The organism is Nocardia sp. NPDC057668 (assembly GCF_042799795.1).
In the GTDB taxonomy this organism is placed as follows: domain Bacteria; phylum Actinomycetota; class Actinomycetes; order Mycobacteriales; family Mycobacteriaceae; genus Nocardia.
This window is the reverse complement of the sequence record NZ_JBHVIC010000003.1, coordinates 768,107-784,165: the sequence shown is the minus strand read 5'-3', so window position 1 is coordinate 784,165 and position 16,059 is coordinate 768,107. Positions and strand designations below refer to the sequence as shown.

16 protein-coding genes are annotated in these 16,059 nt (G+C 69.7%); 11 read left to right on the top strand and 5 right to left on the bottom strand.

All coding sequences use genetic code 11. From position 1 onward, the window contains the following. Positions 1 to 27: 27 nt before the first annotated feature. A complete protein-coding gene (locus ACFVBH_RS22190; protein ID WP_379003957.1) occupies positions 28 to 837 on the bottom strand; it encodes an SAM-dependent methyltransferase in 810 nt (269 codons plus the stop codon). Positions 838 to 974: 137 nt separating this feature from the next. After that, positions 975 to 1,754: a M50 family metallopeptidase gene (locus ACFVBH_RS22185; RefSeq protein ID WP_354988997.1), complete on the bottom strand. Its 780-nt coding sequence runs from the start codon at positions 1,752 to 1,754 to the stop codon at positions 975 to 977. A 452-nt stretch (positions 1,755 to 2,206) separates the two neighbouring features. On the opposite strand from ACFVBH_RS22185, the gene ACFVBH_RS22180 reads away from it, so the two are divergent. After that, positions 2,207 to 3,403, top strand: a complete 1,197-nt coding sequence (locus ACFVBH_RS22180; protein ID WP_379003954.1) for an LLM class flavin-dependent oxidoreductase — start codon at positions 2,207 to 2,209, stop codon at positions 3,401 to 3,403. A 1-nt stretch (position 3,404) separates the two neighbouring features. Here ACFVBH_RS22180 and ACFVBH_RS22175 read toward each other — a convergent pair whose 3' ends face one another. Further along, entirely contained in the window at positions 3,405 to 3,893 is a 489-nt protein-coding gene (locus tag ACFVBH_RS22175) for a hypothetical protein (protein WP_354988999.1), read from the bottom strand. 470 nt (positions 3,894 to 4,363) lie between these two features. On the opposite strand from ACFVBH_RS22175, the gene ACFVBH_RS22170 reads away from it, so the two are divergent. The 3 genes from ACFVBH_RS22170 to ACFVBH_RS22160 all read left to right on the top strand — a co-directional run bounded on the left by ACFVBH_RS22170 (position 4,364) and on the right by ACFVBH_RS22160 (position 7,211). Continuing rightward, a complete protein-coding gene (locus tag ACFVBH_RS22170) occupies positions 4,364 to 5,560 on the top strand; it encodes a nitric oxide synthase oxygenase (protein ID WP_379004578.1) in 1,197 nt (398 codons plus the stop codon). Positions 5,561 to 5,634: 74 nt separating this feature from the next. Beyond that, the gene (locus tag ACFVBH_RS22165; RefSeq protein WP_379003952.1) at positions 5,635 to 6,294 is read left to right on the top strand and encodes a TetR/AcrR family transcriptional regulator; all 660 of its coding nucleotides are present in this window, start codon (positions 5,635 to 5,637) and stop codon (positions 6,292 to 6,294) included. Next, a complete protein-coding gene (locus ACFVBH_RS22160; protein ID WP_354989001.1) occupies positions 6,291 to 7,211 on the top strand; it encodes a TauD/TfdA family dioxygenase in 921 nt (306 codons plus the stop codon). Before ACFVBH_RS22165 ends, ACFVBH_RS22160 begins: the two co-directional genes overlap by 4 nt. Before the next feature lie 266 nt (positions 7,212 to 7,477). Here the strand turns inward: ACFVBH_RS22160 and ACFVBH_RS22155 are convergent, their stop codons facing one another. After that, positions 7,478 to 7,882 (bottom strand): pyridoxamine 5'-phosphate oxidase family protein, encoded by a 405-nt coding sequence (locus ACFVBH_RS22155; RefSeq protein ID WP_354989002.1) that lies wholly within the window; start codon positions 7,880 to 7,882, stop codon positions 7,478 to 7,480. Between the two features lie 228 nt (positions 7,883 to 8,110). Here ACFVBH_RS22155 and ACFVBH_RS22150 point away from each other — a divergent pair, with 228 nt between their 5' ends. From ACFVBH_RS22150 to ACFVBH_RS22120, 7 genes are all read left to right on the top strand, one after another. Further along, entirely contained in the window at positions 8,111 to 8,665 is a 555-nt protein-coding gene (locus ACFVBH_RS22150) for a cytochrome C5 (RefSeq protein ID WP_379003949.1), read from the top strand. A gap of 115 nt (positions 8,666 to 8,780) precedes the next feature. Next, the gene (locus tag ACFVBH_RS22145; RefSeq protein ID WP_379003947.1) at positions 8,781 to 9,989 is read left to right on the top strand and encodes a molybdopterin molybdotransferase MoeA; all 1,209 of its coding nucleotides are present in this window, start codon (positions 8,781 to 8,783) and stop codon (positions 9,987 to 9,989) included. A 43-nt stretch (positions 9,990 to 10,032) separates the two neighbouring features. Then, a complete protein-coding gene (locus ACFVBH_RS22140) occupies positions 10,033 to 10,434 on the top strand; it encodes a helix-turn-helix transcriptional regulator (RefSeq protein WP_354989005.1) in 402 nt (133 codons plus the stop codon). 5 nt (positions 10,435 to 10,439) lie between these two features. Beyond that, positions 10,440 to 11,216: a molybdate ABC transporter substrate-binding protein gene (modA, locus tag ACFVBH_RS22135; RefSeq protein WP_354989006.1), complete on the top strand. Its 777-nt coding sequence runs from the start codon at positions 10,440 to 10,442 to the stop codon at positions 11,214 to 11,216. Between the two features lie 31 nt (positions 11,217 to 11,247). Continuing rightward, on the top strand, positions 11,248 to 12,084 hold the full coding sequence (gene modB, locus ACFVBH_RS22130; RefSeq protein ID WP_379003943.1) for a molybdate ABC transporter permease subunit: 837 nt from the start codon (positions 11,248 to 11,250) through the stop codon (positions 12,082 to 12,084). Next, complete coding sequence (locus ACFVBH_RS22125; RefSeq protein WP_379003941.1) at positions 12,081 to 13,130, top strand: ABC transporter ATP-binding protein; 1,050 nt, start codon at positions 12,081 to 12,083, stop codon at positions 13,128 to 13,130. The genes modB and ACFVBH_RS22125 overlap by 4 nt, the downstream gene beginning before the upstream one ends. A gap of 679 nt (positions 13,131 to 13,809) precedes the next feature. Then, complete coding sequence (locus ACFVBH_RS22120; RefSeq protein WP_379003939.1) at positions 13,810 to 14,985, top strand: YhjD/YihY/BrkB family envelope integrity protein; 1,176 nt, start codon at positions 13,810 to 13,812, stop codon at positions 14,983 to 14,985. 8 nt (positions 14,986 to 14,993) lie between these two features. Here ACFVBH_RS22120 and ACFVBH_RS22115 read toward each other — a convergent pair whose 3' ends face one another. Further along, positions 14,994 to 15,572 (bottom strand): TerD family protein, encoded by a 579-nt coding sequence (locus tag ACFVBH_RS22115; protein WP_379003937.1) that lies wholly within the window; start codon positions 15,570 to 15,572, stop codon positions 14,994 to 14,996. Positions 15,573 to 16,059: the final 487 nt, after the last annotated feature.

The window sequence follows — 16,059 nt, the reverse complement described above, 5'->3', positions numbered from 1 at the left end:
CCCCCTTGCCCGAAGTCGTACTCCCGCTCAGTCTTTCCGGCCAACCCCCGCCAAACCGAGTGAGCGGCCGGGGGTTTCGTGCACGTCGCGCTCGGATTCTGGCCGCCACAGCGGCAGCTCCACCACGCCCGGCTCGACCGGCGTCCACGGGCCGAACAGCCCGGTGATCTCCGCGCGGGACCGGAAGTGAATACCGATCTTGTTCTGCGCGGCGGCGTTGGCGCCCAGTTTGGCGGCGTCCTCCGGGCGGGTGGCCGAGGACAGGTGGGAGAGGGCGAGATAGCTGCCGGACGGCACCGCGGCGTGCAGGGCCGCCACCGCGTCGGCCGGGTGGTCGTCGTCGGCGAGCAGGTGCAGCACCGCGATCAGCAGCACGCCCACCGGCTGGTCGAAATCGAGGAGGCCGGTGGCGCGGGCCGCGGCCAGCACGTCGGCGGGCTTGCGCAGATCGGCCTCGATCGCCACGGCCCGGTCGTTGCCGCCGAGGATGGCCCGCGAATGCGCGACGGCCACCGGATCGATATCGGCGTACAGCACCCGGCAGGCGGGATCGAGCTGCTGGGCGACCTCGTGCACGTTGCCCGCGGTCGGGATGCCGGAGCCGATGTCGAGGAACTGGCGCACGCCCTGGTCCACCAGGAACCGCACGGCGCGGCGCAGGAACGCGCGATTGCTCAGGGCGACCCGGGGCAGATCCGGGACGAGCTGCTTACCCATTTCCGCGGCGCGGCGGTCGATCTCGAAATTGTGCGACCCGCCCAGCAGCGCGTCGTACATGCGAGCCGGGCTCGCCTGCGCCATGTCCACGCCCTCCGGGGCCCACGCCGGTCTGTCCATCCCAACCCTCCTGCGATCACGATCGAACGCCCGGCGATCCGTGTTCATGATCACCCGGACGGTGCATCGCGAATGTTAGCCGTCGTTCTCGAGAATTCTTGCACTCGTACGGTTCCCGATCGCGGGTGGGAGAATGCTCACCGAGCGGTTGACGCCTCGCACGTGCTGTGCGTGAGCGGCGGCACGCACACCCCGCGGGCGTCGGCGAGCAGCAACCGGGCTCCCAGGATCAGCGAACACACCGCGATCGCGCCGAACACCAGGACCCATAGGATGCCGGGTACCCGGGTCAGGCGCGCCAGCTGATCGGCGTCGGAATTGGGTTCGTGCTTGCGATTGCGCTGCAACTCGATCACCGGGCGGACGGCCGCCAGCAACAGGAACCACGCCGCGAGATACGCGAGCGCGGCCTGCGCCAGGTCGGTGCCGAACCAGGAGACGGCGAACAGGATGCCGCCCACCACCAGCACGGTCAGCACGCCGAACACGTTGCGCACCTTGATCAGCAGCACCACCAGCAGTGCGATCGTCAGCCACAGCATCAGGGTGATCCGGTGTGCGCCGAGCAGGCCCGCGTAGGCCAGGCCCAGCAGCGCGGGGGCGGGATAGCCCGCGGCCGAGGTCAGAATCATGCCGAACCCGTACGGCTTCCCGCTCGAGACGGTGAGTCCGGAAGTGTCCGAATGCAATCGGATGCTGTCGAGCCGTCGTCCGGTGAGCAGCGCGGTGAACGCGTGCCCGGCCTCGTGCGCCAGGGTCACCACATTGCGCAGCAGCCGCCAGCTCGGGCGAAAGGCCACCAGTGCCAGAGCGAGTACGCCGGTGCCGATCACGAGTTGCCAGGGCGGCGGGGTCTGCGTGGTGGTCAGCCGATCCATGATCGAGGTGCCGCGCTCGACGAACTCTGCGGTGTTCACCGCCGCAGATTAGCGACTCGGCGCGCTCGCGGCCAGATATCCGGCGGACGTGCGGTGATAGCCTGTCGGGCAGGTCATGGAAACCACCGTGGCGCCGAAAATTGTTTCAAAAGCGGAAAAACGGGCACTGCTCTGTTGCCCATACCGCCCGCCCAGCGAGTCCGGCGGGCATAAACGCAGGAGTTGTCTCAGCGTGAGCGGGAAAACGAAAATTCCTCGTCCGACGAACAATCAAGGCCAGATCCCCAGTGGGCGTGAAGACGTGTGCTGGCCCGAACCGAGTCCGCTGGCATCGTGGTGGGATGAAGTGATGCATCCCGACGGGCCCGATTCACCCGCGGGGCGCGGGATGGATTGACCGGCCGGAGTTTTCGGCCACCGCCTATCCCGAGGGGCTCGCGCGGGCAATGCTCGCGTTCACCGGACGTGACCGGGGCCCGTCGGGATAATCGGTGCTGGACCGATCCGGGTTGATCGGCCGGGAGGAGACCACCGTGCCGGACTCACGCAACTCCACGTCGTTCTCGGTGGGCACCATGGTGGGGGTCAATCCGCCACTGGCCGCCGCTCGCTTCGTCACCCGCATGGCCCGGCTGGGCCGCCTGGATTCCATTCTCGCGCCGGATCATCTGATCGGCGTGTTCCCGCGGGCGATCTGGGACGCCGACTTCACCGCGCAGGCCAAGGGCGCGGCGAGCCCGGACGAGCAATTCGACTTCGCGCCGCTGCTGGCGCATCTGGCCCCGGGCGCGGGCAAGGTACAGCTGGGCGTCGGGGTCACCGACCCGCACCGCAGGCATCCCGTACTGCTCGCCCAGACCTTCCTGACCCTGGCGCACATGACCAAGGCCCCGCCGATCCTCGGTATCGGCTCCGGAGAGCACGAGAACCTCGATCCGTACGGATTCACCTGGAACCGGCCCGTCGATCGCCTGGAGGAGGCGCTGGGGCTGCTGCGCACGGCGCTGAGCGCGACCGAGCCCATCGACTTCGCCGGCAAGTACTACCGGCTCGACAGCGCGCCGATGGATCTGACGGCGCCGCCGGGCAACATGCCGCAGATCTGGATCGGCGCGCACGGCCCCCGCATGCTGGAGTTGACCGGCCGGTTCGCCGACGGCTGGTACCCCTGGGAGACCGCGCCCCCGGACGAGTACGAGCGGCGCTGGAACGCGGTGCGAGCCGCGGCCCGCGCCGCCGGGCGCGATCCCGGCGCGATCGTGCCGTCCCAACTGATCAGCATCGTCACCGCCCGCACGCAGGAGGGAGTGCGTCGCGTGCTGGCCTCGCCCGCCGTGCGCTACCTCGGGTTGTTCGCGCCGCCCGCGGTCTGGGACAGGTACGGCGCGAAACATCCCTTCGGGCAGGACTATCGGGGCCTGATCGATCTGATGCCGCACCGGCTCACCCGCGCCGAGATCCAGGACGCCATCGCCGAGGTTCCGGACGAGGTGCTGCGGGACTGGCTCACGGTCGGCACCCCGGCCGAAGTGCTGGCCCGCATTCGGGAACTGGCCGACGCGGGCCTGCGTCATCCGATCATCTTCCCGTCGTCCGCGCTGGTCTCCAACGCGGACGCGGCCTTCGGCTACGGGGTGCTGCTGTGGCTGGCGGATCGGCTGCGCCGGCAGCCCACCAGCGCCGGCTGAACTACACCGACACCGACACCTTCACCCGGGCGGCCGGGCGCTCGGGCAGCGGCGTGCCGGCCCGGCTGTAGACGTATTCGCCGCTGTGCGTGCGGCGTACCGGGCTGTTGGGCTGCTCGGCCAGGCGCGCGCACGCCGCCTCGATCAGTTCCAGCCGGTCCGGCAATCCGGCGGGCGGCTCCCAGCCGTTGATCTCCAGTGCCGCACCGATCGCCGGGGGATCGATACTCGCACCGCACTCGGACAGCAGTTCGCGCACCAAACTCATGACCGGTCCGACCGGATCGGCCTGCGCGGCCAGTCTCCGGTAGGTGCGGGCGTCGTCGAGCTTCCGGGCGACCGAGAGGAATCGTGCACATTCGTACCGCAATTCCGAGTTCGGTTCCACGTCCGCTTCCAGATCGACCAGGGCTTCGTAGTAGCCGCTCAAATTCGCCAACACCGCTCGCGTCTCGTGTACACGCTCGGCGACAACATCAGCGATATTCATCTTCAACGCTCCCCACGGTGACAACGCACGAACAGGTCGCGGCACATCCGATCACACCGAGCGCCCCATTCCGGGCGCGGCGCGCCGAGTTTCGCCACGCAGAACTCGAGACACATACGCGGAGTGTTGAACAGGACACGCTGGGCTTTCCCGTGCCTGTGCCACACCGGGGTCCCGAGGATGCAGTTGATCTTTTCTGTATCGCCTGCGACACATCGGCTGTGTCGCTGGGTATTTGCCGACCGTAACTCCGGTTCTTCTTGGTCATTCCGGGCAAATCTCAGGCGTGATCGTGCGATATTGGTTCCCGGGAGGGGGGATGTGAAGCGGATTGCCGGGCCGATCCGGTGGTCACCGGCACAACCCATGGAGGCACCGGTTCAATGTCGATCAACACCGTGGCCGCGCAGCCTGAGCTCGTCGCCGCGGCCGATCTCGTTTGTCCGCACCGCAACTCATCGGCGCACCCGATGCTGGCACACCGCTCGGTCTCGATTCCGGACCGCGCGGTCGAATGCGAGGAGTTCTTCGCACAGCCCGAATTGGCGCATCTGCCGCCCGGTCGCGGCGCTACCGTGGTCCGGCGACTGCGGAAAACCGGCACCTATCGCCATACGCTCGAAGAATTGAGCGTCGGCACGAAATTGGCGTGGCGCAATCACGATCGGTGTGTCGGCCGCAAACACTGGCGCGCGCTGGAATTGCGCGATGCCCGCGCCGCCACCACCGCGGCCGAGATCGCCGATGCCTGCTGGGAACACCTGCGCCTGGCGACCAATAGGGGAGCGGTCCGCTCGATCATTACCGTCGCGCCGCCGGCCGATGCGGACGGGCGCGGGTTCCGCATCGTGAATTCCCAGCTCATTCGATATGCCGGATACCGAACGGGCGGAGATATTCTCGGCGATCCGGCCAATGTCGAACTGACGGATCTCGCGCGCGAGCACGGCTGGCGCGGGGCGGGTGGGCGCTTCGACGTGCTGCCGCTGCTGATCCAGGAACCGGACGGCACGGTGCGGTGTTTCGAGGTGCCGCCGGAGTTGGTGCTGGAAGTGCCGCTGCGGCATCCGGACTTCGGCTGGTTCGCCGACCTGGACCTGAAATGGCATGCGGTACCGGCCGTCTCGAACATGGATCTGGAGATCGGCGGACTCAGCTACACCTGTGCGCCGTTCAACGGCTGGTACGTCTCGTCCGAGATCGGGCGCAATCTCGGCGACACCGATCGTTACGACATGCTGCCGACCATCGCCGACCGGATGGGCCTGGACCTGAGCAACGATCGCACGCTGTGGCGGGATCAGGCGCTGATCGAGCTCAGCCGCGCGATTCTGCACAGTTACAAGCGATCTCGGGTGCATCTGGTCGACCACCACACCGTGGCGCGGCAGTTCCTCGACCACGTCAATCGCGAGGAGGCGGCGGGGCGGACCTGCCCGACCGACTGGAGCTGGATCAATCCGCCGCTCTCGGCCAGTCTCACCCCGACCTTTCATCGGTACTACGACGCTCCGGATCCGCATATGCGGCCGGCGTTCGTGCGGCGGGACGCGGAGGTTCCCGAGCCGGTGCACGCGGTGCCGGATCCGGAGCCCGCGCCGCGAAGCTCGTTGTGGCGCAGCATGGGTCGCGCCTTCCGGCGGTCGGGCGCGGAGCGGGGGGAGTAGTGCGGCGGGGCGAATAAGGATCAGCGTGAGTTGATCCCGTTCGCGTTTAACGCAACTGCGTTAAATTGCCGTGCATGGCGGCGAAGGAACAGATCCTGGCCGCGGCGGAGCGGTTGTTCGCCGAGTTCGGCATCGAGTCGGTGTCGTTGCGGCAGATCGCCGTCGCGGCCGGGCAGCGCAACACCTCGGCGGTCGCGTACCACTACGGCAGCAAGCAGGCCCTGGTCGAGGCCGTCTACGAGTGGCGGATGACCACGGTCAACGCGCGGCGGCTGGCCCGGCTGGCCGAGCTCGGGGATTCGGGCTCGGTCGCGGACCTGGTGCGCGCGCTGATCGATCCGCTGGCCGCGACCCTGCACGCGCCCGAACTCGACGGCGAGCCCGGCTGGTATCTGCGCTTCATCGCCGAAACCCTGTGGCGGCCACCGTTCGAAGCCGTCGGCAACACCATGCGTGGCGCCGAGGCCGAGAGCGTCCGGCTGGTCGTGGACGGGCTCGCGCAGCGCCTGGACGGCCTGCCCGCGGCGGTGTTCGGCGAACGCGTTCGCCTGGTCGCCATGCTCGTGGTGACCGCGCTGGCCGACCGCGAACGCCGGCTGCAGGAACCGGAACCGCCCGATCACCTGGCCGGGCTCGGCCTCGAGGTGCTCGCCGACGCCGCCACCGCGATTCTCACCGCCCCGTGGGTCCCGCCGCGAAGCCCCAGTGTCCCAACGAAACAAGGATCGACATGACCGCTGCCTACGCCACCCTGGGCGAGATGCTGATCGGCCGCTCGCTGGCCGCCGGACCCCGCACCCTGCACCGCCTGCCCGGGGGCGCGCCCGGCGCGCCGTACGAGCTGTTCACCCTCACCCCGCAGACCGCGCTGATCGGGGCGGAGATCTCCGGCATCGATCTGCGCGAGCCCGTGGGCCCGGAGCTGTTCGCCGAACTCGATCGCGCGCTGCTGGAGTGGAAGGTGCTGTTCTTCCGCGACCAGAACCTCACCGGCACACAGCATCGCGACTTCGCGCGGCTGTGGGGCGAACTCGAGGTGCATCCGTTCCTGCCGCAGGGCGAGGTGCCCGAGATCGTGCGCTTCGCCAAGGACGCGGAGAACCCGGGCGTGGAGAACGCCTGGCACACCGACGTGACCTGGCGGGAGCGCCCGGCGCTCGGGTCGGTGCTGCGCGCGCTCGAGGTGCCTCCGGCCGGCGGTGACACGCTCTTCGCGGATATGGCCGCCGCCTACGACAATCTGCCCGCCGAACTGCGGCAGCGTATCGACGGCCTCGAGGCCGTACACGATTTCACGCTCCCGTTCGGCCAGTTCCTGTCGCCGGAGGAACTGGCCCGCCGCCAGGCCGAGTTCCCGCCCGTGGCCCACCCGGTGGTCCGCACCCACCCGCGGACCGGGCGCAAGACGCTGTTCGTCAACGCGGTCTTCACCACCCACATCGTTGGCCTGGAGCCCGCCGAGGGGGAGGAACTCCTGCGCCAGCTGTTCCAGCAGGCGCGCGTTCCGGAGTACCAGGTCCGGTTCCATTGGGCCGCGGGCTCGATCGCCTTCTGGGACAACCGCGCCACCCAGCACTACGCGGTGAACGACTACTTCCCGAGCCGCCGCGTCATGGAACGCGCCGCGATCCTGGGCGATCGGCCGATCTGAGGCTGCCCGTCGTCCGGGCGGGGTCGTCCACGCCTCGCCCGAGCGGCCCGCGGCACACCTGCGCGACCGATCGACGGGGTGTGCTCCGCCCCTGGCTCGGTCGCTTCGGTGCGCCGGCGTGAGAGTGAAGTAGCGGCACACCTGCTCGACTGATCCGCGGGTCCGCTGCGCCGAGCGGGGTTGCCGCTCAGCTGATTGTGCGCGGCGCAGGGGAATCGGCTGCGGCCTGGCGGAGTGCGGTTGTGGCTCTGGCGAGTGGGTGTGGATCAGTCGAATGCGGGTGTGGCGCTGCCTGTTCGGTGCGCCGGGGTGAGGTTGAAGCGGCGGCAGCCCGAGCAGCGCTGTTCGGTTGCGCCCGAGCTGTAGACGTGGTGCAGGACGGCCCGGCTCGGGAGCACCTCGAGCGCACCGTCTTCCAGTGCGGCGTGCCCATCGATGATCAGGGCGTGGGTGTCGGGGCGGGGCGGGGGCCAGAGCAGGGTCACCGCCGGATTGGCGGCGATATTGCGGCAGGTCACCGGGCCCGGTGCGGGGATGCGGAACCTGGCTCCGGTCAGCGCGGGTTCCAGCGGGGTGGTGTGCGGTCCGGATTCGCCGATGCTCACCAGGAAGGCGAGGTCGTACCGGGCGATCAGCTCGACCAGTTCGGCGGGCAGCTCGGGCGCGTCCATGCTCCCAGGGTAGGCGAGTTCGCGACGAATGCGCGTCAATTTTGCCGTGGATGAGGTTCGAAGTGCCACGGGGTTCCGCATTTGCGGTTAGCCGAGTTGTCGCTGTGTGGCCTCTTCGGTTCGGCCGTCGATGGCGGGCCGATGTCCGGACGCGGCGGGCGCGCGCCGCGCGGGCTCGTGCCTGGGTACGGTGGGGGACCGCTGTCGGTGGAGGAGAGGCGAGAATCGATGGACCCGATCGATCGGCTGGGCGAGGAGATCGCGCGCCGGGAATTACTGGCCGATCCGCAGTCGGGGGCCGGGATCATCTTCGGCACCGCGCGGGTGCCCGCCCTCGGTGTCGTGGTCACCGTCAACGTCGACCCCGAACTCGACGATCGCGACGACCTGGACGTCGCGACCCTGACCGCGGGTATCGAACGGCTCCTCGGGCTGTCCGCCGAGCAATGGGCCCGCGTCCGCGACGAGATCGCGCTGGAGATCGAGGAAGCCGTCGGCGATCAGCCCGTCCGGGAGGAGACCGACCTGCGCGCGGATTTGACGCTGCGCTCCACGGTCGTCTTCCACGACGCCTTCCTGCTGTCCTTCGCGGCCCCGAATCAGTTCCCCGACAGCTGGATTCGCGTGCAGCTCGATACCGAACTCGAGCTCGACGGCGTCGTGGTCGATCCCAAGGACGACGACCCCGAGGCCGTCGAGTTCGGCAGTCTCGACGATCTTCTCGATCACCTGAGCGCGGCCGGGGACGGCAACGCACAGCGGGCCGCCGGTTCAGGTGAGTAGGCGGCAATCAACTTGCAACTGCGTAGAAAATGACCCGAAATCTCCGCAGATGAGGATTTAGCCCCGGAGCCGGTTTCGTCGTGGAAACGGTCGCTGCGGAAGGGCGGGTGCGGGGGTGCGGAGTCGATCCGTCGAGGCGATGAACGGCGCCGGGGTGGCCGTCGAGGACCTCGACCCGCTGTTGCGCGCCGTGCTCACGCCGGTCCCCGCGCGGACGGCGCCCGTGGTCGACGCACTGGGCGCGACCCTGGCCGAGCCGTTGGTCACCGCCGCGCACCTGCCCGCGGTCGACACCGCCGCCATGGACGGATTCGCGGTCAACGGCGCCGGGCCGCGGTGGTCGCTGCGGCTGGGCAATCAGGTCGCCGGGCGGTCCGCGGGCAGCACCCTGTCCGACGGCGAGGCGATCCGGATTTCCACCGGCGCGCCGGTGCCGGGCGGGACGACCGCCGTGCTCCGCCGGGAATACGTGCACATCGAGCGAGCGGGACGGTGCTGGTCGCTGCGCGCGCTGCCGGATGCCCCGCGCCGCAACGACTTACGAGCTCGCGGCGAATCCTGGTCCGCCGGGGTCGAACTCGCGCCCGCGGGCGCCCGGGTGGACGCCGCGCTGATGTCCGTGGCGCTGAGCGCGGAAGCGCCCGTCGTCGCGGTCCGTGGCCCGCTGCGCGCCGACGTACTGCTGACCGGTGACGAGATTCGCGCCGCCGGCGCGCTGGGGCCCGGGCAGGTGCGGGACGCGCTGGGCGCGGTGCTGCCGCACTATCTGCGCGGCTGTGACATCGAATGCCGCCGGATCTGGCCCATGCCGGACGATCGGGACCTGCTGCGGTCCTGGTTCGCGCTGGACACCGACGCCGACCTCGTCGTCTCGGTCGGTGGCACCGGGCGGGGCTCGGCCGACCGGCTGCGCGCGGTGCTCGGTGAACTAGGCGCGCGCATCCTGATCGACGGGGTGCGCGTGCGACCGGGCGGCTCCCAGATCGTGGCCGAGCTCCCCGACGGCCGCACCCTGCTCGCCCTGCCGGGCAACCCGCTCGCCGCGGTCGTCACGCTGCTGGTGACCGGCCGGGCGCTGGCCGGCGTGCGCACCGGCCGCCGCCCGGATCCGCCGCTGTGGGGCCGGATCGCGGACGCGGCGGCCCCCGCCCACGGGCCGACCCGCATCGTCCCCGCCCGCCAGCTCGACGGCGGGGTGTGGCGCACCCACGGTGCGACCCGCACCCCGCACCTGGCCGACCTGCTCGGGGCCCAGGCGCTGGCCGTGCTCCCGGCCGGGACCGGGCGTGGAGCGCTCGTGGAAATCGTGCCGATTCCGCGATGAGTCCCGGTTTGCGAGCCGCACAAGCGGCAATATCATTCCTCCTGTGACGAATTTGCGGATCAGTGAGGCGGCGGCGCTGCTCGGAGTCAGCGATGACACCGTGCGGCGCTGGATCGACCAGGGCCGGCTGCCCGAGGTGAAGCTGGAGAACGGCCGCAAGGGCGTGCGGGGCTCGGACCTGGCCGAGGTGCTGCGCGCCACCAACGCCGAGGCGACCGCGCTCGGCGCGACCGTGGCCGCCTCGGCGCGAAACCGCATGCGCGGCATCGTGACCCGCATCGTCAAGGACACCGTCATGGCGCAGGTGGAGATGCAGGCCGGGCCCTTCCGGCTGGTGTCGCTGGTGAGCCGGGAATCGGTCGATGAACTAGGTCTCGAGGTCGGCAGCATCGCTGTCGCCTCGATCAAATCGACCCACGTCGTGGTCGAGATACCAGAAAGTTGATGAGGATGAAGACATTCCGTACGTTCGGCGCCGCCCTGGCCCTGCTCGCCGTCACCGCGGCGGCCGGATGCGGTTCGGACACGTCCGAGAACAGCTCGGACAAGGTGTCCGGTACGGTCACGGTCTTCGCGGCCGCGTCGCTGACCGGCACGTTCACCGAACTGGGTAAGCAGTTCGAGGCCGCGCACCCGGGCGTGAAGGTCGTGTACAGCTTCGCCGCCAGTTCCGCGCTCGCCGAACAGATCAAACAGGGCGCCCCGGCCGATGTCTTCGCCTCCGCCGCGCCCGCGAACATGCAGCAGGTGGTCGACGCCGGTGAGGTCACCGGGCAGCCCGCCACGTTCGTGAGCAACCGGCTCGAGATCGCGGTGCCGGACGGCAATCCGGGCAAGATCACCGGTCTGGCCGACTTCGGCAAATCCGAACCGCGCATCGCGCTGTGCGCCGAGCAGGTTCCGTGCGGGGCCGCCGCCAAGAAGGTCTTCGAGATCGCCGGCATCACCCCGCAGCCCGACACCCGCGAACAGGACGTGAAGGCGGTGCTCACCAAGGTCACCCTCGACGAGGTCGACGCCGCGCTGGTCTACCGCACCGACGTCCAGGCCGCCGGCGACAAGGTGGACGGCATCGAGTTCCCGGAGTCGGCCAAGGCGGTCAACACCTACCCGATCGCCGCGCTCGCCAAGGCGCCCAACGCCGCGGCCGCCGCCGCCTTCGTCGACTTCGTCAAGTCCGACCAGGCCAAGAAGGTCTTCGCGACAGCCGGATTCGACACCCCGTGAGTCGAACGCGCCGCGCCACAGCGGGATCGCGGTGAGCGGGGCCGCCGCACGCAGGCTCGGCCCCGCCGCACGCAGGCGGGCGGCACGGGGGCGGCGACCGGCCGTCCTGGTGCTGCCCGCCCTGCTGGCGCTGGCGTTCCTCGCCGTTCCGCTGCTCGGCCTGCTGGTGCGTGCACCGTGGGCCACGCTGCCCGAGCGGCTGTTCAGCCCGGAAGTCGGTCAGGCCCTGCGGCTTTCGCTGATCTGCGCCAGTGCCGCGACGCTGATCTGCCTCGTGCTGGGCATCCCGCTGGCCTGGCTGCTGGCCCGGGCGCAGGTGCCGGGCCGGGGGCTGATCCGCGCGCTGGTCACGGTGCCGCTGGTGCTGCCGCCGGTGGTGGGCGGCGTCGCGCTGCTGCTGGTGTTCGGCCGGCGCGGTCTGCTCGGGCAGTACCTGTACGACTGGTTCGGGGTGTCGCTGCCGTTCACGACACCGGGCGTGATCGTGGCCGAGGCCTTCGTGGCCATGCCGTTCCTGGTCATCTCGGTGGAAGGCGCACTGCGGGCCGCGGATTCGCGATACGAGGAGGCGGCCGCGACCCTGGGGGCCTCACCCTGGTACACCTTCCGGCGCGTCACCCTGCCCGCGGTGCTGCCGGGCGTGATCGCCGGGGCGGTGCTGTGCTGGGCGCGGGCGCTGGGCGAGTTCGGCGCCACCATCACCTTCGCCGGAAACTTTCCCGGCACCACCACGACCATGCCGCTGGCGGTCTACCTCGCGCTGGAAACCGATCCGGACGCCGCGATCGTCCTGAGCCTGGTGCTGCTGTTCGTGTCGGTCGGCGTCCTGGTCTCACTGCGCGAGCGCTGGATTCGAGGACCGGTATGACCCTGCGTGCCCGATTGCGGATCGAGCGTGCCGCTTTCGACCTGGACATCGACCTGACAGCCGAACCCGGGGAGGTGGTGGCGCTGCTGGGGCCCAACGGCGCGGGCAAGACCACCGCGCTGCGCGCCCTGGCCGGATTGCTGCCGCTGACCGCGGGAACGATCACCGTCGCCGACGATGTCTGGGACGCGCCGCCCGCGCTCTTCGTGCCGGCCGAGCACCGCCGCGTGGGCGTGGTCTTCCAGGATTACCTGTTGTTCCAGCACCTTTCGGCCCTGGAGAACGTGGCTTTCGGACTGCGCGCCCGCGGTGTCCGCCGCGCGGAGGCCCGCCGCCGGGCCGCGGACTGGCTGGACCGGGTCGGACTGGGCGAGCACGCCGCCGCCGGTCCCCGCGCGCTGTCCGGCGGTCAGGCCCAGCGCGTTGCCCTGGCCCGCGCCCTGGCCACCGATCCCCGGCTGCTGCTGCTCGACGAGCCGCTCGCGGCCCTGGACGCGGGCACCCGGCTGCAGGTCCGCTCGGACCTGTCCCGGCACCTGCGGGACTACGGCGGCCACACCGTCCTGGTCACCCACGACCCCCTCGACGCCATGGTGCTGGCCGATCGTCTCGTCATCCTCGAGCACGGGCGCGTGGTCCAGCAGGGCGCGCCCGCCGAGATCGCGCGCCGCCCCCGCACCGACTACGTGGCGAACCTGGTGGGCCTCAACCTGTTCCGGGGCGAGGCCGCGGGCACCACCGTCACCCTGCCCGCCGGCGGGCACTTCACCACCACCGACCCCATGTCCGGCCCCGTCTTTCTCGCCTTCGCGCCCACCGCCGTCAGCCTGCACCCCGCCCCGCCTACCGGCAGCCCGCGCAATTGCTGGCCCGTCACCGTCACCGGTCTCGAACAGCACGCCAACATCACCCGGGTCCAGTTGGACGGCGCCCCGCCCGTACTGGCCGACATCACCCCCGCGGCCGTGGCCGAGCTCGGCTTGCATCCCGGGCGTCCGCTCTGGGCGGCGGTCAAGGCCACCGAGATTCACACCTATCCCGCGTGAGGCTGTCCGCCACGGGACATCGCACATTCACGGAGCCGGGGGAGCGGCGTGTGGGGGGAGCTCGATTCGGGCACCGCGCCGGTCGGGTCGGAGGACTGCACGGCCCGGTCCCGGGAATTGTCTCCGGGGGCGCTGCCACGCCACATCCGGAGTCTGGGTGCCGCACTACATTTCGCACAATCGAAGTCGAGCAAATGGTTGGGGTCAGGGCCGGGTTCGGATCGGCCCTGACGCCAGATTATGTGTGTTAGGTCGATTTACAGGGACGGACCGGAAAGGAATGCCGGGCACCAGCCGCCGCCGGGCGGCGCGGCCGGGAGTATCTTCTCGGGGGCGGGGATCGGGCGCTCGGGGCCTATGGCGCCTTTGCCGGGACCGGCGGGGGGCGGAACGTCGCCGGAGGCGAGCGCGTTGGCGGGCGGGAGGAGGAGAACGGCAACCGATACCACCACGCCAAACAGAAGGCCGATTGGTTTCTTTGCTGTCATGGTTTTCGACGATACAACCGGGTGTGAGTCAGGTGGTTTTAACACGCCCGCACAGGATGGATGATTTTGGTGAATTTGAATGTCGGGCTCGCGGTTCGGGTGCCGATGCTGTTTGTGGCCCGTTGTGGGGCGGGGTTGCTCGTTTGTTCCGGGGCGGGCCGGGTATTCGCACCTCGAGCGGGAGGTTCGGTATGTCGGAGTCGGTAGTGGTGGCCGAAGATCATCCAGCGACGCCCGCGGACATGCGCCGGGAATCGTGGCTGTGGGTGTTGCGCCGGACCGCCGGGCAACTGCTGAAGGACAAACTCACCGATTGGGCTGCGACACTTACCTATTACAGTGTGCTCTCGATCTTCCCGGGCATTCTGGTGCTGTCCGCGATGCTCAGCATGCTCGGCCCGAACGCCACCGGATCGCTGATCGACACCGTCCGTGAGATCGGCCCGGGCAGCGGTACCGCGCTGCTGGTGGACGCGCTGCGCGAACTCGACGGGTCGAGCGCCCTGGCCGGGCCGCTGGCCATCGCGGGCCTGGTCACCGCCATGTGGACCGCCTCGGGCTATATCGGGGCGTTCATTCGCGCGGTGAATTCCATCTACGGCACCGAGGAGGGCAGGCCGATCTGGAAGACCGTGCCGCTGCAACTCGGGCTCACCGCGATCATGATGGTGCTGGTCGCCCTGTGCGGGCTCGGCGTGGTGGCGAGCGGAACCATCGCCGACAAACTCGGGCACTGGCTCGGAATGGGTTCGGCGGGTATCACCATCTGGAATATCGCCAAATGGCCGGTGCTCGCACTACTGGTGAGTTTGGCGCTGGCGACGCTGTATTGGATCGCGCCGAACGCGCGCCAGCTCGGATTCCGCTGGCTCACACCGGGAAGCGTTCTCGCGGTGTTTCTCTGGATCGTGGCTTCGGCCGGATTCGCTTTCTACGCCGCCAATTTCGGCACCTACAACAAGGTGTACGGTTCGCTGGCGGGTGCGGTGGTATTCCTGATCTGGTTGTGGCTCACCAATCTCGCGGTATTGCTCGGTGCGCAATTCGACGCCGATCTCGCGCGTGGGCGGCGGCTCGAACAGGGTGGTTCGCCCGAGGACGATCCGGTGTTGCCGCCCCGGGACGCTCCGCCGCCGGCGGAGGACGAAGCGGCCGGACCCGACGAGGGGAAGGTCGAGCCCGGCGCGGCAACGGCTGATACGAGCAGGCCCAAGGCAGAGCCGAGCACACCCGAGACGGACCCGAGCACGCCGAAGATCGAACCCAGCGCGGCCGAGCGGGTGCCCGAGCCCCGGCTGCTGGAGCACGGGGCCGAGCCGGACGCGCCGGCGCGCGACAAGGATTCGCACCTGAGTAGCGCCGGCTGAGCGGTTCGCTAGCGACGCAGATGTTTGGTGAGCGCCGGGAGCGTCTCGAGCGGGTGTGAGGCGTTGACGGGGTGCCCGATCGGCCGCAATCGCCAGCCCGCCGCCGTGCGCTGGACGGCCGCGACCACCATGCCGGTGGTCGCGGTGGACGTCAGGTCCAGGAAGCTGAGCTCGGCGCGCGTGATGCTGTCCATGATCCGGCAGTAGGCGTTCGGGACTGCGTCGAAGGTGTGCCGGTGGTAGGAGGTGACCACGAAGACGATCGCGGTCGCCCGCGGGTGCACCCGCGAGAGATCGGCCGTGATGACCTCGCACTCGCCCGCGCCCGTGCTCAGCAGGCTGCCGCCGTGATGGCGAATCGCGTTGTCGTCCGAGGTCAGCCGATCGAAATAGACGGCGTCGAGCAGCGTGTGCCCGTCGAACACCAGGGCTGCCGCGTCGAGATCGGCTGCGCCGGAGGGAATCGCGCCGTCACCGCCGGCTCGCCCCCAGCCCAGTCCCATCCGTACGTGACGAACGGTGTCGTTGTGCCCGGCGCCGGGTGGTTCGAACCCCGCGAGCGGAGCCGTGACGGGTCCCTGCCCCACGGGATGCGCGATCCGCGAAATCGATTGCCGCCGTGTACTGGATCGACCGATTCGGACTCGATGTCCGGTCCGGGGCCGGTTGGCCGACTCGTTCCGCACCGCGCGCTCGATATCTCGCTGGATCGTTCCCTGCATGGGCAGCTCCTGTTCTCCCATGTGCCGAACCGGATCCCGCCGCACAGAGCAATCCAACCCGGGGAAGGGCCGCCTCGCGGGCGCGATTGCACCCCGCTCGCAGCAGATTTCGCCGATACCTTCGGCGTAGGGTTCACTGCGGCTGGGCTCCGACCGAAAACCACCCGTGACGCATTGTGGTTGCGCCGCAACGGGGTTCGTCTCGCACAATCATCCGCGTGCCCACAGTATACCGCGCGCTATCGGCGATTACGGGGAAGCGAGCGGTCCAGTGTGTCGGCCCGTGCACGCGGTGGCACGGCGCGATTCGCGCCCGGCGGACGGCGATTCGCGCGGGATTCGCGGCAATTCA

Bases quoted from the DNA above. Each gene is read 5' to 3' on its own strand.
- ACFVBH_RS22190 (WP_379003957.1), bottom strand. From the start codon at position 837: ATGGACAGACCGGCGTGGGCCCCGGAGGGCGTGGACATGGCGCAGGCG.
- ACFVBH_RS22150 (WP_379003949.1), top strand. From the start codon at position 8,111: ATGGACCCGATCGATCGGCTGGGCGAGGAGATCGCGCGCCGGGAATTA.
- ACFVBH_RS22175 (WP_354988999.1), bottom strand. From the start codon at position 3,893: ATGAATATCGCTGATGTTGTCGCCGAGCGTGTACACGAGACGCGAGCG.
- ACFVBH_RS22160 (WP_354989001.1), top strand. From the start codon at position 6,291: ATGACCGCTGCCTACGCCACCCTGGGCGAGATGCTGATCGGCCGCTCG.
- ACFVBH_RS22155 (WP_354989002.1), bottom strand. From the start codon at position 7,882: ATGGACGCGCCCGAGCTGCCCGCCGAACTGGTCGAGCTGATCGCCCGG.
- ACFVBH_RS22125 (WP_379003941.1), top strand. From the start codon at position 12,081: ATGACCCTGCGTGCCCGATTGCGGATCGAGCGTGCCGCTTTCGACCTG.
- ACFVBH_RS22120 (WP_379003939.1), top strand. From the start codon at position 13,810: ATGTCGGAGTCGGTAGTGGTGGCCGAAGATCATCCAGCGACGCCCGCG.
- ACFVBH_RS22170 (WP_379004578.1), top strand. From the start codon at position 4,364: ATGCTGGCACACCGCTCGGTCTCGATTCCGGACCGCGCGGTCGAATGC.
- ACFVBH_RS22165 (WP_379003952.1), top strand. From the start codon at position 5,635: ATGGCGGCGAAGGAACAGATCCTGGCCGCGGCGGAGCGGTTGTTCGCC.
- modA (WP_354989006.1), top strand. From the start codon at position 10,440: ATGAAGACATTCCGTACGTTCGGCGCCGCCCTGGCCCTGCTCGCCGTC.